The organism is Actinomadura chokoriensis (assembly GCF_039529475.1).
GTDB classification, from domain to species: Bacteria; Actinomycetota; Actinomycetes; order Streptosporangiales; family Streptosporangiaceae; genus Spirillospora; species Spirillospora bangladeshensis.
The window spans coordinates 413,240-436,314 of the sequence record NZ_BAAAMW010000002.1 but is presented as its reverse complement, the minus strand read 5'-3'; the positions used below and the strand labels follow the sequence as shown (position 1 = coordinate 436,314).

Genomic DNA, 23,075 nt, shown 5'->3' with positions numbered 1-23,075 from the left:
CGCATGGGCCTGACACTGCTGGCGACCACGCACCGGGTCGCCCCGGGCCTGCTGACCTGGCGGGCCTGGGACGCGCTGCGCTCGGCGTCCGCCGTCCGGGTGCGCGACGGCCACCCGCTGCTGCCCTCGCTGCGCGACGCCGGGATCGTCCCGGAGACGGTCGTTGAGCCCGACGCGGCCCGGCTGGTCGCCGACGCGCGCAACGCCGGCCCGGACGCGACCGTCGTGTGGGTCGCCGCGCCCGAGGGCGACGAAGACCTGATGCGCGAGGTCGGGACGCTCGTCGTCAACGACCCGCTGGACGTCGAGGTGCTGCACGGCTCCTACGACCTGCCCGGCGCGCGGCTGCTCGACCTGGTCTCGGTGATGGACACGCTGCGCCGCGAATGCCCGTGGGACCGCAAGCAGACGCACACCACGCTCGTCCCGTACCTGCTGGAGGAGTCGTACGAGGTCCTCGACACGATCGAGTCGGGCGACTACGGCGCGCTCCGCGAGGAGCTCGGGGACGTGCTGATGCAGGTGGCGTTCCACTCGGTGGTGGCCGCCGAGCGCGACGACGAGACGGCGTTCACCATCGACGACGTCGCGGGCGCGATCGTGGAGAAGCTCGTCCGCCGCCATCCGCACGTGTTCGGGGACGTGACCGTCTCCGGCGCCGACGAGGTCAACGCCAACTGGGAGCAGATCAAGGCGGCCGAGCGGGCGGCGAAGAGCGGCGCCGAGGCGTCGGCGCTCGACGGCGTCCCGCTGGGGCAGCCGGCGCTGTCGCTGGCCGCGCAGCTCCAGCGGCGCGCGGCGCGGATGGAGGCCCCGGCCGATCTCGCGGCCGACCTGCCCGCCGAGGGGAATGACGTCGGTACGCGGCTTTTCGCGCTCGTCCGGGAGGCGGCGGAGCGGGGAGTCGACCCGGAGGCCGAGTTGCGCGCCGTTTCCCGGGTATTCCGCGATCGTGTCCGAGCGTGGGAACGAGGGCGGCAGCGCGCCTGATTCGCGCGGAATCATCCGGAACATCGTTGATGGGGTGGTCCGGCCGCGGCAGCACGTTTACCCTAGGCGCGTGCCTGACGGGGCCGATGGTGACGCAGGGGATCGCGCCCGAGGGGGCGGTGCCCCCGTCCCACCGCGCCGCCGCAGGGTCCTGACCTCGTCCACCACCCGCGCCGAGAAGGCCCGCGCGCTGCGCGGGCTGGGCGCCCTCGGCGGCCTCGCCGGCCTGCTCGTCGCGCTGATGCTGCTGCCGACCGCGTGCACGGCCGGGGTCGGCGCCCGCGACACCGCCCGCTGGTTCGACAGCGAGCCGGTCGACCTGACGACGACCGGCGTCCCGCAGCGCTCCACGATCCTCGCCGCGGACGGCTCGACGATCGCGACGTTCTTCTACCAGAACCGGGTGGACGTCCCGCTCGCCAAGATCGCACCGGTGATGCGCCGGGCCGTGGTGGCGATCGAGGACAGCCGGTTCTACGAGCACGGCGCCATCGACCCGCAGGGCACGCTGCGGGCGCTCGCCAGCAACCTCAGCAGCGGGGAGGTGACGCAGGGCGGCTCCGGCATCACCCAGCAGTACGTGAAGAACCTGCTGCTCACCCAGGCCGACAGCGACGAGGAGCGGGAGGCGGCCACCGCGATCACCGCCGCCCGCAAGATCCGCGAGCTGCGGTACGCGGTCGCGGTGGAGGAGAAGTTCGGCAAGGACGAGATCCTGCGCCGCTACCTCAACATCGCCTACTACGGCGACGGCGCCTACGGCGTCGAGGCCGCGTCCCGGCACTACTTCTCCAAGCACGCGTCCGAGCTGACCCTGCCGGAGGCGGCGCTGCTCGCCGGCGTCATCCGCTACCCCTACGCCTACGACCCGATCCGGCACCCCGGCGAGGCCCGGCAGCGCCGCGACACCGTCCTCGACCGGATGGTGCGGCTCGGCTGGCTCGACCCGGCGAAGGCGGCGGCGGCGAAGAGCAGGCCCATCCAGCTGGACATCGACAACGTCCGGAGCGGCTGCGTGTCCAGCAAGGCGCCGTTCTTCTGCGACTACGTGCAGCGCGAGATCCTCACCAACCAGGTGTTCGGCAAGACCGCCAAGGACCGCGAGAAGCTGCTGAATCGGGGCGGCCTCACCATCCGCACCACGATGGACCCGCAGGCGCAGAAGGCCGCGCAGCGCGCCGTCGACAAGCACGTCCCGCCGAAGAACTCCGCGCACAAGGCCGCCGCCGAGGCGATGGTCGAGCCCGGCACCGGCGAGATCAAGGCGATGGTCGTCGACCGCGCGCTCGGGCCGGACAAGAAGCGCGGCAAGACCTGGATCAACTTCGCCGCGGACGCCAGCCACGGCTCCAGCATCGGCATGCAGGCCGGGTCCACGTTCAAGGCGTTCACGCTGGCCGCCGCGCTGGACGAGGGCATGCCGTTCGGCACCCGGCTGATGGCGCCGCGCGAGTTCACCCCCGTCGGCTTCCGCAACTGCGACGGCGACAGGGTCGGCGACCCGACCGCGTCGCTGCGCAACGCCGCCGACGGCGAGGGCGGCAAGGAGTTCAGCCTCGTCACCGGCACGCACCACTCGGTCAACACGTTCTTCCTCGAACTGGAGAAGAAGGTCGGCCTCTGCGACACCGTCCGGATGGCGGAGCGCCTCGGGATGAAGCAGGCGAACGGCAAGCCGCTGGAGGAGTACCCGTCCTTCACGCTCGGCTTCAACCCGGTGTCCCCGCTGCGGCTCGCCGCCGCCTACGCCGCGTTCGCCGCGCGCGGCGAGTACTGCGCGCCGATCGCGATCACGTCCATCAAGGACGCGGCCGGGCACAGGCTGAAGGTGCCGGGACGCGACTGCGAGCAGGCGATCGACGAGGGCGTCGCCGACGCGGTCAACTACGTGCTGCAGGGCGTCCTCACCAAGGGCACCGCGCGCGGCATGGGCATCGGCCGCCCCGCCGCCGGCAAGACCGGCACCGTCGACAACTTCTCCGCCGCCTGGTTCGCCGGGTACACCCCGGACCTCGCCGCGGCCGTCTGGGTCGGCGACCCGCGCGGCGGCTACCGGCACCCGATGGAGAACCTCTGCATGGACGGCACCTGCTACGGGGCCGTGTTCGGCGCGACGATCCCCGCGCCGATCTGGCAGCAGAGCATGAGCGGGGCGCTGCGGGGCTCGGACGCGTCCTCGTTCCACCGCCCGCCGTCGTTCTACTTCAGCAAGGGCTCCGGGGAGGACCGCGTGAAGGTCCCCGACGTGCGCGGCATGGAACTCGGCGAGGCGGTCGCCAGACTGCGCGACGCCGGCTTCACGACCAACGTCAGCACGCCGGTCGAGTCCGACCGGTACAAGAAGGGGACGGTCGCCGAGATGTCCCCCGGCCCCGGCTCGGCCGAGCCCGGTTCGACCATCACGCTGCGGGTCAGCAAGGGCTCGAAGAAGCGCGACGGCGGCGGCCGTCCGGGCCCCGGCGGTCGGCCCGGCCCGACCCCGCCGGTGACGATCCCGCCGCTGCCCGGCGGCCCCGCACAGCAGGCGCCCGCCTGACGACCGCGGCCGATGTGACCCGTCCGACCTGCGGATCCGTGTGATCGCCGGGATGACCGGGTAGGGGGACCCGTAGCTGATCATGGGGGGTGCCCGGCGCCCCGGGGGACCCGATCGGGGGGACGATCGTCAATGCGAGCCATCGCCGTGTCCGAGTACGGCGCCACACCGGCGCCGACGCACCTGCCGCGCCCGGAACCGGGCCCGGGGGAGATCCTCGTCAAGATGATCGCGGCCGGCCTCAACCCGATGGACTGGAAGATCGCCGACGGGCTGCTCAAGGACTCGGTCGACGCGGCGTTCCCGCTGGTCCTCGGCCAGGACGGCGCGGGCGTGGTGGAGGCGGTCGGCGACGGCGTGACCCGGCTGCGGCACGGCGAGCAGGTCTACGGGACGTTCGGCGCGCCCGAGCGGGGGCGCGGCAGCTACGCCGAGTACGCGATCGCCCGCGACGACGGGCCGGTCGCGCGGATGCCGGAGGGCATGATCTACACGCAGGCCGCGGCGGTGCCGATCGCGAGCATGAGCGCGCTCGCGATGGTCGAGGAGGCCGGCGTCGACATCGGGCAGACCGTCCTCGTCGTCGGCGCGACCGGCGGCACCGGGCAGAGCGCGGTGCAGCTCGCGGCCCTGGCGGGCGCCAAGGTCATCGCGACCGCCCGCGACGACATGGCGGGCACGATGCGGCGCCTCGGCGCGGACGAGACCGTCGACCACTCCAAGGGCGACCTCAACGGGCAGGTGCTCGCCGTCCACTCCGACGGGATCGACGTCATCCTCGACATGGCGAGCGACACCGGCGCCGTCGAGCACCTCGCGCAACTGCTGCGTCCCGGCGGGACGTACGTCAGCACCCACTGGGCGGTGAACCCGGACGCCATGGCGGCCCGGGAGCTGCGCGGGGTCAACTTCGAGGTCGAGCCCTCGGCCGAGCTGCTGGACCGGCTGTCCGGCCTCATCGACGCGGGCGAGCTCCGCGTCCGGGTGGAGCGCGAGGTGCCGTTCGCCGAGGCCGCCGACGCGCTGGCCGCCAACCGGGCCGGCGGCGCGCGCGGCAAGACGGTGATCCGCGTCTGACCGCGGCGGGCGATGAGTGCACGGGTCCGCCGTGGGCATGCAGAATCCGTACCCGACGGGGAGGATGAGATGAACCAGCCCGAGGACGAGCGCCGCGCCCGGCTCAGCGAGATCGAGGAGTCGCTCGACCGGCTCCGCGCCGACCTTCCCGCGCCTCCCGGCGACGCCGGCGACTTCGTCGACTCGGGGCAGTACCTCGCCCAGCGGGAGGAGCTGCAGGGCCAGATCGAGCTGCTCGAAGCCGAGCGCGAACGCCTCCGCGACTCGCTCGGCCTCGGCTGAGCCGCGCCGCCGGAGCGCCCGGGAACAAAGCCCTCCCCTCCATGGTTGCGTCAGGCAACTGAAGGGAGGCGGGATGACCACCTACGAGGAGTTCGAGCGCGCGACGCTGTTCTTCGACGCCAGGGACTACGCGGGCGCGGCGCGCCTGCTCGCCCCCATCGCCGAGGACGACCCCGGCAACCGCGCCGTCGCCGAGCTGCTGGGCCGCGCGTACTTCCACAGCGCGCAGCTCGGCCGCGCCGAGACGGCGTTCCGCCGGCTCGTCGACCTCGACCCCTGCAACGGCTGGGCGCACGAGGCGCTGGCCCGCACCCTGGAGCGGCGCGGCCGCGCGGACGAGGCGGTCGCCTTCCGCAGGCTCGCCCGCGCGATGGGCGTCGAGCCGGCCCCGGGCACCGAGGTCTCGGTGACCGCCGCCGACCTGCACTGACGGGCCGGGGACGGCGGCTCACGCGCGGGGCAGGCGCAGCACGAAGCGGGCGCCGGGCCGGCCGTCCACCCGGTCGGTGAGGACCAGCGTCCCGCCGTGCGCCTGGGCGATGTCCCGGGAGATCGCGAGGCCGAGGCCGGTGCCGCCCGCGTCGCGGTGCCGGCCCTCGGCGAGCCGGGTGAACCGCTCGAACACCCGCTCGCGGTCCTCGGGGGCGATGCCCGGGCCGTCGTCGATCACCTCGACGACGGTCGTCGCGGGCGGCTCCGCCCGCAGGATCATGGTCACCTCGGCCGCCGCGTGCCGATCGGCGTTGTCCAGCAGGTTCGTCAGCAACCGCGCCAGCTCGCTGCGGCCCCCGTGCACCGTCACCGACCCCTCCGCGAGGACGGTCACCTGGGTGCGGCGCGGGCGGCGCAGCACCTCCGCGTCCGTCAGCTCGGTCAGGTCCACCGGCTCGCGCTCGAAGCTGCGGTCGGCCTCCAGCCGGGCCAGGGCCAGCAGGTCGTCCACCACCGCGGACAGCCGCTCGGTGTTGAGCAGGACGGCCCGCAGCGTCTCCGCCACGTCGCTGTCCTCCGGCGCCGCCAGCGCCAGCTCCACCTCCATCCGCAGCGCGGTGAGCGGGCTGCGCAGCTCGTGGGACACGTCGGAGACGAACGCCCGCTGCCGCGCCACCGCCTGCTCCAGCCGGTCGAGGGTCGCGTTGACGCTCGCGGCGAGCAGGCCCACCTCGTCCATGCGGCCCGGCACCGGCACGCGGCGCTCCAGGTCGGTGGCGGTGATCTCGTCCAGCTCCCGGCGGATCTCGCCGACCGGCCGCAGCGTCCGGCTCGCCGACAGCCACGTCGCGTAGCCGACGAGGCCCGTGATGAACGGCACGCCGAGCCCGAGCAGCGTCGCCGCCAGCGGGCGCGGCAGCGGCCCCGGCTCCGGGGCCAGCGAGTAGACGAGCTTCGCGGACGGCCCGAGACCGACCTGGTACTCGACGACGATGAAGCAGTCGCCGCCGGGCGCGTCGATCGCGCAGGTGCGGATGTCGCGGCGGTCGTCGTACACCGGCGGCGGGGGGATGCCGACCGGCGGGCGGCCCTGCATCCGGGGCGAGGCGGAGATCACCCGGTGCCGCAGGTCCGTGACCTGCAGCAGCTCGCCCGCGGGTGCCTCGATCGACGTGCCCAGCGCGCCGATGTTGATCGACGTCGCCACCCGGCGCCCGTCGCGGGCCAGCCCCCGCACGGTGTCGGCCACGGCCTGCTGCCTGATCAGGACCAGCAGCCCCGCGCACAGGGCGGTCGACAGCACCAGCGCGACCAGCGCGGCCGTCAGCGTCACCCGGATGCGGATCTCCGGATGACTCAGGACGGCCCGCCGGATCCGGTGGCCCGTTCCGGTGGCCGGCCGGCGGAGCCGGACGCGTATGGCGACCTCCCGGGTATGTTCCTGTCAGTACGCGAGATTCCTTGCCTGAACGGGGCAAACGCCACCGTGGCGGACGGGTAAAACCCGGTCATGGCGCGCCCACGCCCGGCTTCGCCGCACGATGCGTCCGCAGCCGGGCGCCCCGGCCGGCCGCACCCGGCCCGCGCCCGCCCCCGGGCCCGGCCCGCACCCGGTCACGGCGAGCCAGTTGGTCGGGCCGGGGGCCGCGCGGATAGGCTCGGTGACCGCACCAGAAAATCCGCATCCTCAGGGGGTTCCCCGTGTCGTCGATCGAGGCCGTACTCGCCCGGGAGATCCTTGACTCCCGCGGCAATCCGACCGTCGAGGTCGAGGTCCTGCTCGCCGATGGGACCGAGGCGCACGCCGCCGTGCCGAGCGGCGCGTCCACCGGCCAGTTCGAGGCCGTGGAGCTGCGCGACGGCGGGGAGCGCTACGGCGGCAAGGGCGTCCGCAACGCGGTCAAGGCCGTCAACGAGACCATCGACGAGAAGCTCGTCGGCTACCCGGCGTCCGACCAGCGGCTGATCGACCAGCTCCTCGTCGACCTGGACGGCACCCCGGCCAAGTCCGCGCTCGGCGCCAACGCGATCCTCGGCGTCAGCCTCGCCGTCGCCAAGGCCGCCGCCGACTCCGCCGGCCTGCCGCTGTTCCGCTACGTCGGCGGCCCGAACGCGCACCTGCTGCCCGTCCCGATGATGAACATCCTGAACGGCGGCGCGCACGCCGACAGCAACGTCGACATCCAGGAGTTCATGATCGCGCCGATCGGCGCGGCCACCTTCGCCGAGGCGCTGCGCTGGGGCGCCGAGACCTACCACGCGCTGAAGTCGGTGCTGAAGTCCAAGGGCCTGAACACCGGGCTCGGCGACGAGGGCGGCTTCGCCCCCGACCTGCCGAGCAACCGGGACGCGCTCGACCTCATCGTGGAGGCGATCGGCAAGGCCGGCTTCACCCCCGGCCGCGACATCGCGCTCGCGCTGGACGTCGCCGCCACCGAGTTCCACGCCGACGGCCAGTACGCGTTCGAGGGCACCAAGCGGTCGGCCGACGACATGGCCGCCTACTACGGCGAGCTGCTCGGCAACTACCCGCTCGTCTCCATCGAGGACCCGCTCGACGAGGAGGACTGGGCCGGCTGGGAGGGCCTCACCGCCGCCGTCGGCGACCGCGTCCAGATCGTCGGCGACGACCTGTTCGTCACCAACCCCGAGCGGCTCGCCCGCGGCATCAAGTCCGGCGCCGCGAACGCGCTGCTGGTCAAGGTGAACCAGATCGGCACGCTCAGCGAGACCCTCGACGCCGTCACGCTCGCGCAGACCAGCGGCTACAAGTGCATGATGAGCCACCGGTCCGGCGAGACCGAGGACACCACGATCGCCGACCTGGCCGTCGCGACCGGCTGCGGCCAGATCAAGACCGGCGCCCCGGCGCGCAGCGACCGCGTCGCCAAGTACAACCAGCTGCTGCGCATCGAGGAGCTGCTGGACGACGCCGCGCGCTACGCCGGCGCCGCCGCGTTCCCGCGCTTCGACGCGCGGGGTTGAGCAGGAGCCCGCGGCCCGGCGGGCGGGACCGCGTCCCGCCGCCGGGCCCCGGGCGGCCGAGCCGGAGGCAGGGGACACGATGGCGAAGCGCGACGACCACGCGACCGACGCGGACGACCTGGGCCCGGACGACCCCGCGGACGGCCCCGCGGACGGCGGGCGCCGGGGGAATCCGGCGCTGACCAGCCGCGCCGCCATCCTCGCGGTCGTGGTGTGCGCGATCGCGCTGAGCCTCGCCTACCCGGTGCGCGAGTACATCGCCCAGCGCAAGGAGATCGCCGACCTGCGGCACAAGGAGGCGGTGGCGCGCGGCCAGGTCGAGGAACTCCTCCAGCGCAAGCAACAATTGGGTGATAAGTCGTACATTGAGCGTGAGGCCACGCGGCGGCTTCATTACTGCCGTCCTGACGTAAAGTGCTACATCGTGCTGGACGGCGGCGGGGGAGAGGGCCGGGAGGCGCAGGAGGGCGGGCCGCCGAGCCGGCCGCCCTGGTACGAGACGCTGTGGCGGTCGGTGGAGGCCGCCGACCGGCCGCGCTGATCCGCGGGTGGGGACACGGATGATCGAAGCAGGTGACACGGCCGCCGTCGCGGCGCAGCTGGGGCGCGAGCCGCGCGGGGTCCGCGCGGTGGCGAGCCGCTGCCCGTGCGGGCTGCCCGCGGTGATCGAGACCGCGCCGCGGCTGCCGGACGGGACGCCCTTCCCCACGCTGTTCTACCTGACGTGCCCGAAGGCCGCGTCGGCCATCGGGACGCTGGAGGGCGGCGGCATCATGCGGGACATGCAGGCCAGGCTGGCCGCCGACCCGTCGCTCCGGGCGGAGTACACCGCCGCCCACGAGGACTACCTGCGCCGCAGGGGCGAGGCCGCCCGCGAGGAGGGCATCGAGCCGCTGCCCGCCGGGATGCAGAGCGCCGGCGGCATGCCCGAGCGGGTCAAGTGCCTGCACGCCCTCGTCGCACACGAGCTCGCGGTGCCCGGCGTGAACCCGTTCGGCCGCGAGGCGCTGGAGGCGCTGCCCGAATGGTGGCGCTCCGGGCCCTGCGTCGAGCCCGGGTGCGCGCGGGACGAGGACAGCGGCGCCGAACCGGGGGAGGACGCGTGACACGGGTCGCGGCCATCGACTGCGGGACGAACTCGGTCCGCCTGCTCATCGCCGACATCGAGTCCGGCGACGGCGGCGGCCGGCTCGCCGACGTCGAGCGCCGGATGGAGATCGTCCGGCTGGGCGAGGGCGTCGACGAGACCGGGCGGCTCTCGCCCGCCGCGCTGGAGCGCACCTTCACCGCGATGCGCGGCTACGCCGAGCTGATCGAGCGGCACGGCGGCGGCGCCGGGCGCGGCCCGATCAAGACCCGGGTGGTGGCGACCAGCGCGACCCGCGACGCCGCGAACCGGAACGACTTCGTCCGCGGCGTCGTCGACATCTTCGGCGTCGTCCCCGAGGTGATCACCGGGGACGAGGAGGCCGAGCTGTCCTTCATGGGCGCCACCCGCGAGCTGGCCGAGCTGCGGCCGGCCCGCCCCTACCTGGTCGTCGACATCGGCGGCGGCTCCACCGAGTTCGTGCTCGGCAGCTCCTCGGCCGACGCGTCCCGCTCGATCGACATCGGCTGCGTGCGGATGACCGAGCGGCACCTGAAGGGCGACCCGCCCTCACCGGAGCAGATCACGGGCGCGGCCGCCGACATCGACGCGGCGCTCGCCACCGTCCGGGAGCGGGTCCCGGTGGACGAGGCGCGCACGCTCGTCGGCCTCGCCGGCTCGGTCACCACGGTCGCCGGGATCGCCCTCGACCTGCCGGAGTACGACCCGTCCCGCATCCACCTGTCCCGCATCACCGCCACCCAGGTGCACGAGGTGACGCGGCGGCTGCTGCACGCGACCCGCGCCGAGCGCGCCCGGATCGGCGTCATGCACCCCGGCCGCGTCGACGTGATCGGCGCGGGCGCGCTCATCCTGGACCGCATCATGCGCGAGTACGGGTTCGGCGCCGTCGTCGTCAGCGAGCACGACATCCTGGACGGCATCGCCTGGTCGCTGCTCTGACCGCGCGGCCAGCGCTCACCGCTTGAGCGGCGGCCCACTGCTTGAGCGGCGGCTCAGTGCTTGAGCAGTGCCAGCAGCGCCGGGATCAGCACCGCGTTCGGGTTCTGCTGCGGGACGTAGAGGATCGGCGAGCTGCTCGCGGCCTGCTGGATCCAGACCCGGCCCCGGTCGACGGTCGCGCCGGAGATCGACGACCAGCTCAGCGACACCCGGTTGCCGCGCACGCCGCCCGGATGGACGGTCAGCCCCTGCGCCACGTCGACCGACTCCCCGGCCCGGACGTGCCGCGCCAGCTCGGCGACCAGCCGCCGCTCGGCGTGCTCCTGGCAGAGCTGGATCAGCCGCCCCCAGACGTGCTCGGGCTCGCCGTCCACGCCCGGCACGGCGTCCGGCTCGATGACCACCTCGACGCGGGGGCCGCCGCGGAACGGGAACCGCCCCGCCTGGAAGATCCACTGCTGCGCGCCGGTGCGGTGGCCGGAACCGGCCGGGCGCTCGGCCGCCCAGTACGCCACCCACTCCACCCGCGGCCAGGTGAGCGAGGCGTCCCCGTAGGCGACGAGCTGGTCGTCGGCGTACAGGTTCAGGCCGTGCACGTTCACGTCCAGCGCCCGCACGGACGGGGGACGCTCCCAGGTGGGCCGCGCGTGCGGTGCCGCGTAGGGGCTCACGTAGGGGGCCGCGGTCTCCTCGCGGACCGGTTCGCTGGGCGTCCTCGGCGGGTGCAGGCGCGGCGGACGGTCCGGCTCGGGGTTCAGGCGCTCGGTCCAGATCCGGCCGTCCCACCAGCGCAGGCTTCCGGTGCCGTACGGATCGGGGTACCAGCCCGGTTGCGACACTCCTGCCTCCCGCTTGGCCCATGGCGGCGCCGGACACCCGCCTCCCCGACCGGCGAACGCATCGTACCGACCGGGCCCGGTCCGCACCCGCCATGGGCGGAACCCGGCCACCGGGCCCGGCGTGGGACGATCGGTGGTATGCCCACCGCCAACGCTCCCTTCGTGCCGCCCGGATCCGGATGGCCGGAGGACCCCGCGACACCGGACACCCCCGTCGCCCACGGCACCGGGGAGGTCGTCGAGCTGGCCGCGAAGGCGCCCGATCTGGACGAGCTGTGCGCCCGCCAGTCGGTGTGCCGCGCCTGCGACCGGCTCGTGGAGTGGCGGGAGAAGGTCGCCGTGCAGCGGCGCCGCGCGTTCGCGGACGAGGAGTACTGGGGGCGTCCGATCGCGGGATGGGGCGACCCGGAGCCGCGCATCCTGATCGTCGGGCTGGCCCCCGCGGCCCACGGCGGCAACCGCACCGGGCGCATCTTCACCGGCGACCGGTCCGGCGACTGGCTGTTCGCGTCCCTGCACCGGGTGGGGCTCGCGGCGCAGCCGACCAGCGTCCACGCGGGGGACGGGCAGCGGCTCATCGGCGCGCGGATGGCGGCGACCGTCCGCTGCGCGCCGCCCGACAACAAGCCGACGCCGCTGGAGCGCACCACCTGCCTGCCGTGGCTGGCCCGCGAGGTCGAGATGGTCGCGCCGAGCGTCCGCTGCGTGCTGTGCCTCGGCGGGTTCGCCTGGCAGGGCGTGTGGCCCGCGCTCAAGCAGGCCGGATACGGGGTGCCGCGGCCCCGGCCGAAGTTCGGCCACGGCGCGGAGGCGGAACTGGCGCCGCCGCCCTCGGTGGCCCGCCGCGACCCCGTCCTGCTACTGGGCTGCTACCACCCGAGCCAGCAGAACACCTTCACCGGCCGGGTAACCGAGGCAATGCTGGACGCAGTCCTCACCCGCGCCCGCGACTACGACTAACGCGGCCCACGAACACCACCCGGGTTCCCCCCAACGTTGACCTGCGGCGTGTTGTTGTTATGCGGACGCTCATAACAACAACACGCCGCAGGTCAACGGAGTCGGCGGCTGTCAGCGGGGTTCTGGGGTCGTTGTGAGGGGCTGGAGGCGGATCCGGCCGTGCCGGCAGACCGCTCCGTAGGTCCAGCCGGCGGCGATCTGCTCGGTGTCGTTGGGCGGGATCACCTTGAGCGTGCTCGGAACCGGCTCGCAGCGGTCGGTGTCCGGCTCGTCCCCGGCGGGGACGACCCCCCAGTGCAGCCGCTCGTAGGCGTGGCCGCCGTTGTAGATCGTGATCGTGCGCGCGGTGCCCTCGGGGACGACGTTCGTCGGGATCGTCCCGTCCGCGCCGGCCAGCTGGAGACCCGACCAGCCGCCGGTCGTGCAGTGCTTCCCCGACGTGTTCGTCAGGACGAGCGTCGCGTAGCGGTTGCCCGCCGCCGCGCCGAGGTCGGTGAGCGAGGCGGTGAGCATCCCACTGGTGCAGTGCGGGCGTCCTGCGGCGTTGCCGGAACCCGTGGCGCCGGACGTCCCGCCGCCGCTCCTCGTCCCGTTGCCCGGGGTGGCGGCCCCCGGGCTCGGTGCCTCGGCCGGTGCGGACGTGGCCGCCCGCGTCGGCGCCGTGCCGCCGCTGGACGACGCATGGCCCGCATTCGAGCTGGACCCGCATCCGGCGAGCGCGGTGGTGATGGCGGTGGCGGCCAGCGTCCCCCAGATCAGTCGTCGCATGGTGCGTCCCCCGGTGAGGAGCGACGACGGGGCAGGGCCTTGGCCAAGCGGCCGTGGCGTGGTGACCGGCCCCTGTCCCGGTCCGCCGCCCGCGGCCGCTTGGCGCCCCCGTCCGGCCCTGTCCCCGCCGTCTCATTTCTGGTGGTACATCCGGTGAGATGCCGGATCGGGGCGCGAAGTTCGCGCCGCGGGCAGGCGGGTATCGGCACCGACATGCCTTCAACAACAACTCGGACGAGCGGGCCCGCGGTCGCCTCGGGGCGCGGCGGCGGGTCCGTCAGGCAGATCGTGGTCGTCGGCGGCGGGTACGTCGGCATGTACACGGCACTGCGCCTGCAGAAGAAGCTCCGCGCGGAACTGCGCCGCGGCGAGGTCGCCGTCACCGTCATCGATCCCCAGTCCTACATGACCTACCAGCCCTTCCTTCCCGAGGCCGCGGCCGGAAACCTCGAGCCCCGCCACGTGGTCGCACCGCTGCGCAAGGTCCTGAACCGCTGCCGGATCGTGAACGGGTTCGTGACGCGGATCGACAACGCGGCCCGGCGCGTCACCATCTGCCCGGCCGGGACCCGGACCGACGGCGTCGCCGAACGGGACGTCCCCTACGACGTCCTCGTCGTCGCGGCCGGCTCGATCTCGCGGACGCTGCCCATCCCCGGGCTCGCCGAATGCGGGATCGGCTTCAAGACCGTCGAAGAGGCGATCTTCATGCGCAACCACATCGTGCACCAGCTCGACATCGCCGCCGCCAATCCCGGCGACGAGCGGGTCCGCAGGCGCGCGCTGACCTTCGTCTTCGTCGGCGCCGGATTCGCGGGCATCGAGGCCATGGCCGAACTGGAGGACATGGCCCGGGACGCCTGCCGGTGGTACCCGAACATCGACCCCGGCGAGATGCGCTGGGTGATGGTCGAGGCGACCGACCGGATCCTGCCCGAAGTGGGACCCGAGATGGGCCGCTGGACCGCCGACGCCCTGCGCCGCCGCGGCATCGAGGTCAAGATGAAGACGCTTCTGAAATCGGCCGAGAATCGCCACATCGTGCTGAGCGACGGCGAGGAGTTCGACGCCGGAACCCTCGTCTGGACGGCCGGTGTGAAACCGCACCCCGTCGTCCAGAACAGCGACCTCCCGATCGACGACAAGGGACGCGTCAAGGCGACCGCCGAACTCACCGTCGAAGGGCTCCCGAACGTGTACGCGGCCGGCGACAACGCCGCCGTCCCCGACCTCAGCGGGAAGGGCGAGTTCACCGCGCCCAACGCCCAGCACGCCGTGCGGCAGGCCAAGCGCCTCGCCGACAACATCGTGGCGGACCTGCGCGGGAAACCGCGGAAGCCGTACAAGCACGCCTACGTCGGCTCGGTCGCCAGCCTCGGCCTGCACAAGGGCGTCGCGAACGTCTACGGGCTGCAGGTCCGCGGCCTCCCCGCATGGGTCATGCACCGCACCTACCACCTGTCGCGGATGCCGACCGCCAACCGCAAGTTCCGCATCACCATGGACTGGACGCTCGCGCTCTTCTTCCGCCGCGAAATCATCTCCCTCGCCGAACTGGAACGGCCGCGCAAGGAATTCGAACTCGCCGCCGGACGGTCCCGCGAGAACGTGGGCGCGTGAACCCGTACGCCGAGGTAAGCCGGGGTGAGAGGACATCCAGTGGCCCGCCCGTCTGCCTTCGACGCGCCTTGACAGCTCTTGTCGAACTGGCCGGACCCGGCCGTGTGCCCGCACCCCGTGAAAGGACGCGCCGCTGCGAGCCTCTGACTCGATATGATGACGCCGCCCCTGTAGCCCAATGGCAGAGGCAGGCTCCCTAAAAGAGCCATTGTGTCGGTTCGAGTCCGACCAGGGGCACGTGGCGGCTCGCCATGCTCGCCGATCTTCGATCGGCTTCGCGGGGGCCCGCGGTGTTTGCCCAGGGGGGCGACCCCCTGGAACCCCCGATGCGGCGGCTTCGCCGCCGCGTTTGTGCGGGGTTGCGGTGAGCGGTGCCGTGGACCGTGCGGCGCGGCGGTTTCGCTGTGGCTTGGTGCGGGGGTGTGGTGGGTGGGCGGTGGAACTCTTGGTGTGGCGGCTCTGCCGCCGCGTTTGTGCGGGGTTGCGGTGAGTGGGGCCGTGGACCCTGCGGCGCGGCGGCTTGGATCGGGGGGATGTGGGCTGATCATGGCGGGGGTTCGCGTTTAGACTGGGGGGTCACGTCGGCCGACAGTGGAGACCTGATGGAGAGCAGAAACCCCGCGTTCCGGGGGAACGCCTTCGACCCGCGGGCCGGGGGTGCGGCCTACGGCGCACCCGGCTACGGAGCACAGCAGTACGGTACTGAGCAGTACGGGGCCGCCGGGTACGCGCCGCCGGCGACCCGGCCGATGACCATGGACGACGTCGTCGTCCGCGGGTTCCTGACCCTGGCCGCCCTGGTGGTCACCGCGGCGCTCGCCTGGGCGCTGGTGCCGGTCGAGATGGCCGCCCCCGTCCTGGTCGTGGCGCTCATCGCCGAGATCGGGATCTGGGCGTTCATCACGTTCGGCCGCAAGGCGAACGCGCCGCTGGTGCTCACGTTCGCGGCGGTCTACGGGATCGTCGTCGGCATCATCAGCCACGCCTACAACGACCTCTACCACGGCGTCGTGTTCCAGGCGGTCGTCGGCACCGCGCTGGCGTTCGGCGCCACGCTCGCCGTCTACGCGCTGCGCATCGTGCGGGTGACGCCGAAGTTCGCCAAGTTCGCCATCGCCGCGGGCGCCGCGCTCATCGGGCTGATGCTCATCAACATGGTGGTGTACCTGTTCGGCGGTGAGCAGGGCATCGGCATCCGCGACCCGGGCAGCCCGCTCGCCTACATCTTCAGCGTCGTCGCCATCCTCGTCGGCTGCTTCTTCCTGCTGCTGGACTTCGACGCCGTCGAGCAGGGCGTCCGCCAGGGGGCGCCGGAGAAGTTCGCCTGGTACTGCGCGTTCGGGTTGGTGCTCAGCCTCGTGTGGATCTACCTGGAGATCCTGCGGCTGCTCAGCTACTTCAGCGGACGCGACTAGCCGCCACAATGATCAGCCCCGCGCCGGACGGTGCGGGGCTGATCCATGTGGGATCTCTGCGCCATGGTCGTGCACGGTGGCACGACGGCGGGGGCGTCCGCTGGCGGGATCCCACCGGGTTCTTGGGTGCGGCCCTCAGTAGTGCCGCGCGCGGCGCGTGCGCTCGTGCTCGCGCACCAGCGCGGCGGCGTAGCCGTGCGAGAGGTTGTGCTCGTCGGCCAGCCAGCTGCTGCGTTCCTCGCAGCGGGTGAACGAGGGACCGTTCTCGATGGTGGTGAACCACTCGGGGATGTCACGTCCTGTGACTTGCGGAATGCGGGCGATCAGCTTGCTGTGCGTCTCCGGCGAGTGGTTCAGTGACAATTGGCACCTCCAGGTCGCGGGGCTCTTCCTGCTGACTCTGCAACACGTCTCCGCATGTGACAAGACCCTAACGGGGACCTATCTTTTGCGTTACGTAGATCATTTTTAGCGGGGATATTCCCCGGAAAAGCGCAGGTGGCCCGGGGGACGGCCGGGAAGGCCGTACCGCACGGGCCACCGCGCGAATTCACGGGGAATCCGTCAGGAGAGGCGCTCCAGGACCATCGCCATCCCCTGGCCGCCGCCCACGCACATGGTCTCCAGACCGAACTGCTTGTCGTGGAACTTGAGCCCGTTGATGAGCGTGGAGGTGATGCGGGCGCCGGTCATGCCGAACGGGTGGCCGACCGCGATCGCGCCGCCGTTCACGTTCAGCTTGTCGTGGTCGATGCCGAGGTCCTCGGCGGACGGCAGCACCTGCGCCGCGAAGGCCTCGTTGATCTCCACGAGGTCGATGTCGCCGATCGTCATGCCGGCCTTCGCCAGGGCCTTGCGGGACGCCTCCACCGGGCCGAGCCCCATGATCTCGGGGGACAGGCCGGTGACGCCGGTCGACACGATCCGGGCGAGCGGGGTGATGCCGAGCTCGGCGGCCTTGGTGTCGCTCATGACGACGACCGCGGCGGCGCCGTCGTTCAGCGGGCAGCAGTTGCCCGCGGTGACCGTCCCGTCCGGGCGGAACACCGGCTGGAGCTGCGACACCTTCTCGTAGGTGGTGCCGGGCCGTGGGCCGTCGTCCTTGGCGACGACGCTGCCGTCCGGGAGCGTCACCGGGGTGATGTCCTTCTCCCAGAAGCCGTTGGCGAGGGCCTTCTCGGCGAGGTTCTGCGAGCGGACGCCGAACTCGTCCTGCGCCTGCCGGCTGACGCCGCGCAGCCCGGCCACGTTCTCGGCGGTCTGCCCCATCGCGATGTAGATGTCGGGGAGCGTGCCGTCCTCGCGCGGGTCGTGCCACACCGGCGCGCCGCCCTCGCCCGCCTTGGCGGTGCGGGCCTGCGCGTCCGCGAACAGCGGGTTCTGGGTGTCGGGCAGGCCGTCACTGCTGCCCTTGGCGAACCGGCTGACGGTCTCCACGCCCGCCGAGACGATGACGTCGGCCTCGCCGGCCTTGATCGCGTGCAGCGCCATCCGGGTGGTCTGGAGCGAGGACGAGCAGTACCGGGTGATGGTGGCGCCGGGCACGTTGTCCCAGCCCAGCAGGACGGACACGACGCGGGCCATGTTGTAGCCCTGCTCGCCGCCGGGCAGCCCGCAGCCGAGCAGCAGGTCGTCGATCTGGTCCGGGCCGAGCTGCGGGACCTTCGCCATCGCGGCGGTGATCATCTGGGCGGTGAGGTCGTCGGGCCGGATGTCCTTCAGCGAGCCCTTGAAGGCGCGGCCGATGGGCGAGCGCGCGGTTGCGACGATGACTGCCTCGGGCATAGCGGGTGTCTCCTGTCTCAGCGGCCGAAAAGATGTCAACCTACTCACCGGTCACGTCGCCAATCTAACCGCCGGCGGCGGGTCCGTACACGCCGACCCCCCGGCTTTATGGACGGCGAGTCCAATAAGTCTTCACTTACGCCGCTCACCTGCGGCGAATCCCGGTTTCCCGGTGACGTTCGCCCCATGCGTCCGGGACGCCGGCGGGCCGACCCTGGAGGCCACGCCACCGGCCGGTCCGGCGCAAGCGCGGGCGGCGGACCGGCCGGCGCGCGTGCGCGTCCGGCCGCTAGCCATGCTCGGCCGCCGGCAGCCCGGCGCGGCGCGACCGCGCCCGCAGGCGGCTGCGGGCCTCGGACAGGCCGGTCGAGCAGCGCGCCGCGAGGCGCGCCGGGGCGATCGCGCCGACCGCCGCGATGCCGGTGGACAGCCGGCGGCCCAGGGCCCGGCGCAGCGGGCGGTGCAGGGGGTAGCGCAGCGTGGCCCAGCGGCCCCGCGGCCCCCGGTCGTCCCCGGCCACGGACGCGCCCGTGACCTCCGTCCCGGCGCGCTCGGCGGCCTCGGCGGCGGCCAGCGACACCGGGCGGGCGGTCTCGCCGGGCAGGTCGGGCTCGAGGCCGAGCGCGGCCGCCACCGACGGCAGGATGGCCGCCGCCGCGGCGGCGTAGCCGCGGGCGGACGGGTGGTAGCGGTCCTCGCTGAACATCGACAGCGGGTCGGCGGCGAACTCGCGCCCGAGCAGGTCGCCGAGGGACACCGAGCGGCCGCCGTGCTCGATGACGGCGATCGTCTGCGCCGCGGCGAGCTGGCGGCAGGCGCGCCGCGCGAACCACCGCAGCGGCTGCATCAGCGGTTTCACCGAGCCGAGGTCGGGGCAGGTGCCGACGACCACCTGGCCGCCCGCGGCGCGCAGCCGCGCGACCGCGTCCGACAGGTGGCGGACGGACTCGGCGGGGGAGACCCGGCCGGTCACGTCGTTCGCGCCGATCATGATGACGGCGATGTCCGGGCGGACCTGCAGGGCCTGGTCGAGCTGGCCGCCGAGGGCCTGCGACCGGGACCCGGAGCGGGCCACGTTCGTCAGCCGGACGGGGCGCCCGGCGATCCCGGCGAGCCCGGTGGCGAGCCGGGCGGCGGGCGTCTCCGCCGGGGTGTGGACGCCGAGCCCGGCGGCGGTCGAGTCGCCGAGCATGGCGAGCGACAGGGGCTCGCCGCCGAACTGCTCGCCGTACAGGCCGTCGGCCGCGGGCGGATCGCCGTAGGGCGTCGCCTGGATGATCCTGCGGGCGAGCCTCGCCTCCACGACGATGAGCCCGAAGGTGACGCCGCCGATCGCGGTGATGCCGCCGCCGCCGTAGGCCGCCGCGGCCGCGATCCGGCGCGCGGTGAATGCTCTCAACATGGTGCGCTGACCCTCCGTGATTAACTACCTACCCGCCCGCCGATGCTTTGATGCCTGCCCCGTGGATCTCGGCTAACGTCGGAAACGGGAAACCTTCCGGAGCCGCGTCCGCTCCGCCGCGCTACCGTCGGCGGATCGGGGACGCGATGCTCAGATCAACACTGAACCGACAAGGAAGTCGCGGTGCACGTACACGACTCGCTCGTCGAACTGATGGGCAACACCCCGCTCGTTCGACTGCGCAAGGTGACCGACGGCCTGCGGCCGCAGGTGCTCGCCAAGGTGGAGTACTTCAACCCCGGCGGATCGGTGAAGGACCGCATCGCGGTCCGCATGATCGACGCGGCCGAGAAGTCCGGCGCACTGCGGCCGGGCGGCACGATCGTCGAGCCGACCTCCGGCAACACCGGGGTGGGGCTCGCCATCGTCGCGCAGGAGCGCGGCTACCGCTGCGTCTTCGTCTGCCCCGACAAGGTCGGCAAGGACAAGATCGACGTGCTGCGCGCGTACGGCGCCGAGGTCGTCGTCTGCCCGACGGCGGTGAACCCCGAGCACCCCGACTCCTACTACTCGGTCTCGGACCGGCTCGCCGCCGAGATCCCCGGTGCCTGGAAGCCGAACCAGTACACCAACCCGGAGAACCCCCGGTCGCACTACGAGACGACCGGCCCGGAGCTGTGGGAGCAGACCGAGGGCCGCATCACCCACTTCGTCGCGGGGATCGGCACCGGCGGCACGATCAGCGGCACCGGCCGGTACCTCAAGGAGGTCTCCGGCGGGAAGGTGCAGATCATCGGCGCCGACCCGGAAGGCTCGGTGTACTCGGGCGGCTCGGGCCGCCCCTACCTGACCGAGGGCGTCGGCGAGGACATCTGGCCCGAGACCTACGACCGCGACATCTGCGACGACGTCATCGCGGTGTCCGACAAGGACTCCTTCCTCATGACCCGGCGGCTCGCCCGCGAGGAGGCGCTGCTCGTCGGCGGCTCCTGCGGGATGGCCGTCGTCGCGGCGCTGCGCGTCGCGGAGAAGGCGGGTCCCGACGCGGTGGTCGTGGTGCTGCTGCCGGACGGCGGCCGCGGCTACCTCGGCAAGATCTTCAACGACGGCTGGATGGCCGACTACGGCTTCCTCACCCCGCACAGCGAGGAGGCCCGGGTCGGCGAGGTGCTCACCCGCAAGGGCGGGACGCTGCCGGAGTTCGTGCACGTCCACCCGCACGAGACCGTGCAGACCGCGATCGCCATCATGCGCGAGTACGAGGTGTCGCAGGTCCCGGTGATGAAGGAGGAGCCGCCGGTCATGGCCGCCGAGGTGGTCGGCTCGGTCGGCGAGACCGACCTGCTCGACGTCATGGTGAAGGGCGAGGCGAAGATGTCCGAGCCGGTCGAGCTGCACATGTCGCCGCCGCTGCCGACGCTCGGCTACGGCGAGCCGGTGAGCAAGGCCGTCGGCGTCCTGGAGAAGTCCGGCGCGGCGGTCGTCCTCGTGGACGGCAAGCCCAAGGGCCTCGTCACCCGCCAGGACCTCCTGTCCTTCCTGGCGTCCGCCACCACCGGCTGACCCCCGCCCACGCGCGAGAGCGCCGGAGACCTGATGCGGTCTCCGGCGCTCTCGTTTCTCTCTATACCGGGTTGCGGAGCCGGCCGGTGGGCGGCGTTTCGGGCCGTGCTCCGCAACCCGGCGTCCAGGGGGCTCCTACTGGCGGAACCCGGAGGGGACGTAGTCCTCGCGCGTGTCGGCGGGGCCGACCGGCTGCTTCTGCGGCCGGTCGGCGTGCCCCGGCCACCAGGCGCGGTGGCCCAGCATCGCGGTGATGCCCGGCACCAGGAACATCGACATGACGAAGGCCGACAGCGCGATGCCGATCGCGACGGAGAAGCCCATCTGCTGGAGCATCGACACCGGCGCGAGCATCATCACCGAGAACGTGCCGGCCAGGATGAGGCCCGCTGCGGCGACCGTCGGACCGCCGTGGTGGACGGCCAGCGCGGCGGCCTCCCGCGGGCTGTGCCCCTCCTTGGCCTCCTCGCGCAGCCGCGCGGTCATCAGGATGTTGTAGTCGGTCCCGATGGCCAGCACGAACAGGTAGAGGATGATCGGCAGCTGGAAGGTGACGCCGGCCTCGCCCATCCCGCCTTGGAAGACGTACACCGCGGAGCCGAGCGTCGCGGCGAAGCCCAGCAGGACGGCCACCACCAGGTAGAGCGGGGCGACGACCGAGCGCAGCAGCAGCGCCAGGATCAGCGCGATCAGCACCGCCGCCACCGGCAGGATCACCGACAGGTCGCGGTTGTTGACGGCGTTGATGTCGGCGAAGATCGCCGTCGAGCCGCCGACGTAGGCGCGGGTGCCCTCCGGCGCCGCCTTGTGCACGGCCGGCGTCAGGTCGTCCTTGACCAGGCTGATCGCCTCGTTGGACGCGGGGTTCTCCTTGAGGATCAGGTCGACGCGGACGACGGACTTGTCCTGGCCGGGGACGGGCTGCTGCACCGCGCCGACGCCGGGCGCGGTCTTGGCCGCCTGGCTGAAGGACGCGAGCTGCTGCTCGCTGACCGGCTGCCCGCCGTCGGACTTGATGAACACCTGGACCGGGGTGGTCAGGCCGGGCGGGAAGCCCTTCTCCATGTCCTTGGTCGCCTGCGCGGACTCGGTGTCCTGCGGGAAGCCGGCGGCGAAGTCGTAGTCGGCCTTGAACCCGAGCGCGCCGAGCGCGAGGACGACCAGCACGAGGCCGGACGCGGCGGCGGCGACCGCCGGGCGCTTGCCGACGCCCCGGCCGATGGCCTGCGAGATCGAGCCCTTCGGCTGCTTCTTCCACGCCTTGGACGGCCAGAACACGGCGGTGCCGAGCAGCGACACGAGCGCGGGCATCAGCGTCAGCGAGGTGATGCCCATCACGATGACGGCGATGGCGAGGGACGGGCCCCAGGCGCTGAACACGCCGAACGTCGCGAGCAGCAGCACCAGGAACGTGACGGCGATGGCGGCGGCGGCCGAGGAGATGACCTCGCCGACCCGCTCCACCGCGGTGATCATCGCGGTCTTCTTGTCGTCGCCGGCCCGCAGCCGCTCCCGGAACCGGAACATCAGGAACAGGTAGTAGTCCGCGCCGATGCCGAAGAGCACGATCAGGATGATGGTGCTGAGGCTGTCGTCGCCGGAGAAGTCGAAGATCTTCGAGGCGACGCCGATCAGGCCCATCGAGACCTGCATCGTCACCGTGATCACGATGATCGGCAGCACCGCCGCCAGCGGGGCCCGGAAGATCAGCAGGATCAGGCCGATGATCAGCACGAAGGTCGCGATGCCGACGATCTCGAAGGACTGGTTGAAGGAGTCCTCGTTGTCGACGAAGCTCGCGACGTCACCGCCGACCTTGGCCTCCATGCCGCTGCCCTTCAGCAGCGCCGGCAGGTCCTTGCGGATCTCCTTGACCGCGTCGCCCTGCTTCTCGCTGTCGGCCATCGAGGTGCCCTGCATCGGCACCATGATCACCTGGACGGCCTTGTTCGGCGCCACGGTCTGCGGGCCGGTCAGGAAGTTCAGCACCGTCGGCGGCTTGTCGGCGTTCAGCGACTTGGCGGCCTCGGTCACCTTCGCGGTGTCCTGGGCCGTCAGCGGCTGCCCGTCCGACCGCTTCACGACGATCAGCGAGGAGGTGTCCTCCTGCTGCGGGAACGCCTTCTCGGCGATCTGCATCGCCTGGACCGACTCGTACTTCGAGGGCAGGAAGTCGCCCTGGTCGGACTCGGTGGTGAGCTTGGGGGAGAAGGCGATGATCACGACTGCGGCCACGAGCCACGCCACGATCGTCCACCACGGGTGTCTCACGACGAAGCGCGCGAGCCGAGCGAACATGGGGCTTCCTTAATCAGGGTCGTTGGGATACCTCTAAAACGGTAGAGATCACGCGGGCCCTTGGGGTCACCCT

20 protein-coding genes and 1 tRNA gene are annotated in these 23,075 nt (G+C 72.7%); 14 read left to right on the top strand and 7 right to left on the bottom strand.

The features are described from left to right. The first annotated feature begins 3 nt into the window (after window positions 1-3). From ABFX46_RS06210 to ABFX46_RS06190, 5 genes are all read left to right on the top strand, one after another. Window positions 4-990: a nucleoside triphosphate pyrophosphohydrolase gene (locus ABFX46_RS06210; RefSeq protein WP_346040363.1), complete on the top strand. Its 987-nt coding sequence runs from the start codon at window positions 4-6 to the stop codon at window positions 988-990. 70 nt (window positions 991-1,060) lie between these two features. Continuing rightward, window positions 1,061-3,526: a penicillin-binding protein gene (locus ABFX46_RS06205; RefSeq protein ID WP_346040362.1), complete on the top strand. Its 2,466-nt coding sequence runs from the start codon at window positions 1,061-1,063 to the stop codon at window positions 3,524-3,526. A 132-nt stretch (window positions 3,527-3,658) separates the two neighbouring features. Then, a complete protein-coding gene (locus ABFX46_RS06200; RefSeq protein WP_346040361.1) occupies window positions 3,659-4,603 on the top strand; it encodes an NADP-dependent oxidoreductase in 945 nt (314 codons plus the stop codon). A gap of 69 nt (window positions 4,604-4,672) precedes the next feature. Next, entirely contained in the window at window positions 4,673-4,885 is a 213-nt protein-coding gene (locus ABFX46_RS06195; RefSeq protein WP_131942307.1) for a hypothetical protein, read from the top strand. Between the two features lie 73 nt (window positions 4,886-4,958). Further along, complete coding sequence (locus ABFX46_RS06190) at window positions 4,959-5,315, top strand: tetratricopeptide repeat protein (RefSeq protein ID WP_131942306.1); 357 nt, start codon at window positions 4,959-4,961, stop codon at window positions 5,313-5,315. Between the two features lie 18 nt (window positions 5,316-5,333). Here ABFX46_RS06190 and ABFX46_RS06185 read toward each other — a convergent pair whose 3' ends face one another. After that, the gene (locus tag ABFX46_RS06185) at window positions 5,334-6,650 is read right to left on the bottom strand and encodes a sensor histidine kinase (protein ID WP_346040360.1); all 1,317 of its coding nucleotides are present in this window, start codon (window positions 6,648-6,650) and stop codon (window positions 5,334-5,336) included. A 368-nt stretch (window positions 6,651-7,018) separates the two neighbouring features. Between ABFX46_RS06185 and eno the strand changes: the two genes are divergently transcribed. The 4 genes from eno (at window position 7,019) to ABFX46_RS06165 (ending at window position 10,352) form a co-directional block, all read left to right on the top strand. Then, window positions 7,019-8,302 carry a phosphopyruvate hydratase gene (gene eno, locus ABFX46_RS06180; protein WP_131942304.1) on the top strand — a complete coding sequence of 428 codons (1,284 nt, stop codon included), beginning with the start codon at window positions 7,019-7,021 and terminating at the stop codon, window positions 8,300-8,302. Window positions 8,303-8,381: 79 nt separating this feature from the next. After that, window positions 8,382-8,843, top strand: a complete 462-nt coding sequence (locus tag ABFX46_RS06175; RefSeq protein WP_346040359.1) for an FtsB family cell division protein — start codon at window positions 8,382-8,384, stop codon at window positions 8,841-8,843. Window positions 8,844-8,862: 19 nt separating this feature from the next. Beyond that, complete coding sequence (locus ABFX46_RS06170) at window positions 8,863-9,408, top strand: DUF501 domain-containing protein (RefSeq protein ID WP_346040358.1); 546 nt, start codon at window positions 8,863-8,865, stop codon at window positions 9,406-9,408. Continuing rightward, window positions 9,405-10,352, top strand: a complete 948-nt coding sequence (locus ABFX46_RS06165; RefSeq protein WP_346040357.1) for a Ppx/GppA phosphatase family protein — start codon at window positions 9,405-9,407, stop codon at window positions 10,350-10,352. Before ABFX46_RS06170 ends, ABFX46_RS06165 begins: the two co-directional genes overlap by 4 nt. A gap of 53 nt (window positions 10,353-10,405) precedes the next feature. Here ABFX46_RS06165 and ABFX46_RS06160 read toward each other — a convergent pair whose 3' ends face one another. Then, entirely contained in the window at window positions 10,406-11,191 is a 786-nt protein-coding gene (locus ABFX46_RS06160; protein ID WP_346040356.1) for a DUF2510 domain-containing protein, read from the bottom strand. A 138-nt stretch (window positions 11,192-11,329) separates the two neighbouring features. Between ABFX46_RS06160 and ABFX46_RS06155 the strand changes: the two genes are divergently transcribed. Continuing rightward, window positions 11,330-12,151: a uracil-DNA glycosylase gene (locus ABFX46_RS06155; protein ID WP_346040355.1), complete on the top strand. Its 822-nt coding sequence runs from the start codon at window positions 11,330-11,332 to the stop codon at window positions 12,149-12,151. Between the two features lie 111 nt (window positions 12,152-12,262). Here the strand turns inward: ABFX46_RS06155 and ABFX46_RS06150 are convergent, their stop codons facing one another. Continuing rightward, complete coding sequence (locus tag ABFX46_RS06150) at window positions 12,263-12,919, bottom strand: DUF4232 domain-containing protein (RefSeq protein ID WP_346040354.1); 657 nt, start codon at window positions 12,917-12,919, stop codon at window positions 12,263-12,265. Between the two features lie 213 nt (window positions 12,920-13,132). Here ABFX46_RS06150 and ABFX46_RS06145 point away from each other — a divergent pair, with 213 nt between their 5' ends. From ABFX46_RS06145 to ABFX46_RS06135, 3 genes are all read left to right on the top strand, one after another. Then, window positions 13,133-14,539, top strand: coding sequence for an NAD(P)/FAD-dependent oxidoreductase (locus ABFX46_RS06145; RefSeq protein WP_346040353.1), 1,407 nt, complete (start codon window positions 13,133-13,135; stop codon window positions 14,537-14,539). 164 nt (window positions 14,540-14,703) lie between these two features. Next, window positions 14,704-14,776: transfer RNA gene (locus ABFX46_RS06140), tRNA-Leu, on the top strand. Window positions 14,777-15,141: 365 nt separating this feature from the next. Continuing rightward, window positions 15,142-15,954: a Bax inhibitor-1/YccA family protein gene (locus ABFX46_RS06135; protein ID WP_346040352.1), complete on the top strand. Its 813-nt coding sequence runs from the start codon at window positions 15,142-15,144 to the stop codon at window positions 15,952-15,954. Window positions 15,955-16,089: 135 nt separating this feature from the next. On the opposite strand, the gene ABFX46_RS06130 is transcribed toward ABFX46_RS06135, so the two are convergent. From ABFX46_RS06130 to ABFX46_RS06120, 3 genes are all read right to left on the bottom strand, one after another. Continuing rightward, window positions 16,090-16,317: a DUF4287 domain-containing protein gene (locus ABFX46_RS06130; protein WP_163052925.1), complete on the bottom strand. Its 228-nt coding sequence runs from the start codon at window positions 16,315-16,317 to the stop codon at window positions 16,090-16,092. 201 nt (window positions 16,318-16,518) lie between these two features. Then, window positions 16,519-17,739 carry an acetyl-CoA C-acetyltransferase gene (locus ABFX46_RS06125; RefSeq protein WP_346040351.1) on the bottom strand — a complete coding sequence of 407 codons (1,221 nt, stop codon included), beginning with the start codon at window positions 17,737-17,739 and terminating at the stop codon, window positions 16,519-16,521. Between the two features lie 289 nt (window positions 17,740-18,028). Further along, complete coding sequence (locus ABFX46_RS06120; protein ID WP_346040350.1) at window positions 18,029-19,141, bottom strand: SGNH/GDSL hydrolase family protein; 1,113 nt, start codon at window positions 19,139-19,141, stop codon at window positions 18,029-18,031. A 183-nt stretch (window positions 19,142-19,324) separates the two neighbouring features. Between ABFX46_RS06120 and ABFX46_RS06115 the strand changes: the two genes are divergently transcribed. Then, entirely contained in the window at window positions 19,325-20,704 is a 1,380-nt protein-coding gene (locus ABFX46_RS06115) for a cystathionine beta-synthase (protein ID WP_346040349.1), read from the top strand. A gap of 135 nt (window positions 20,705-20,839) precedes the next feature. Here ABFX46_RS06115 and ABFX46_RS06110 read toward each other — a convergent pair whose 3' ends face one another. After that, entirely contained in the window at window positions 20,840-23,002 is a 2,163-nt protein-coding gene (locus tag ABFX46_RS06110; protein WP_346040348.1) for an MMPL family transporter, read from the bottom strand. Window positions 23,003-23,075 lie beyond the last annotated feature (73 nt).

Excerpts from the sequence above, each read along its gene's own strand:
- ABFX46_RS06150 (WP_346040354.1), bottom strand. The coding sequence starts at position 12,919 with ATGCGACGACTGATCTGGGGGACGCTGGCCGCCACCGCCATCACCACC.
- ABFX46_RS06195 (WP_131942307.1), top strand. The coding sequence starts at position 4,673 with ATGAACCAGCCCGAGGACGAGCGCCGCGCCCGGCTCAGCGAGATCGAG.
- ABFX46_RS06145 (WP_346040353.1), top strand. The coding sequence starts at position 13,133 with ATGCCTTCAACAACAACTCGGACGAGCGGGCCCGCGGTCGCCTCGGGG.
- ABFX46_RS06170 (WP_346040358.1), top strand. The coding sequence starts at position 8,863 with ATGATCGAAGCAGGTGACACGGCCGCCGTCGCGGCGCAGCTGGGGCGC.
- ABFX46_RS06155 (WP_346040355.1), top strand. The coding sequence starts at position 11,330 with ATGCCCACCGCCAACGCTCCCTTCGTGCCGCCCGGATCCGGATGGCCG.
- ABFX46_RS06200 (WP_346040361.1), top strand. The coding sequence starts at position 3,659 with ATGCGAGCCATCGCCGTGTCCGAGTACGGCGCCACACCGGCGCCGACG.
- ABFX46_RS06110 (WP_346040348.1), bottom strand. The coding sequence starts at position 23,002 with ATGTTCGCTCGGCTCGCGCGCTTCGTCGTGAGACACCCGTGGTGGACG.
- ABFX46_RS06210 (WP_346040363.1), top strand. The coding sequence starts at position 4 with ATGGGCCTGACACTGCTGGCGACCACGCACCGGGTCGCCCCGGGCCTG.
- ABFX46_RS06120 (WP_346040350.1), bottom strand. The coding sequence starts at position 19,141 with ATGTTGAGAGCATTCACCGCGCGCCGGATCGCGGCCGCGGCGGCCTAC.
- ABFX46_RS06190 (WP_131942306.1), top strand. The coding sequence starts at position 4,959 with ATGACCACCTACGAGGAGTTCGAGCGCGCGACGCTGTTCTTCGACGCC.
- ABFX46_RS06135 (WP_346040352.1), top strand. The coding sequence starts at position 15,142 with ATGGAGAGCAGAAACCCCGCGTTCCGGGGGAACGCCTTCGACCCGCGG.
- ABFX46_RS06175 (WP_346040359.1), top strand. The coding sequence starts at position 8,382 with ATGGCGAAGCGCGACGACCACGCGACCGACGCGGACGACCTGGGCCCG.
- ABFX46_RS06125 (WP_346040351.1), bottom strand. The coding sequence starts at position 17,739 with ATGCCCGAGGCAGTCATCGTCGCAACCGCGCGCTCGCCCATCGGCCGC.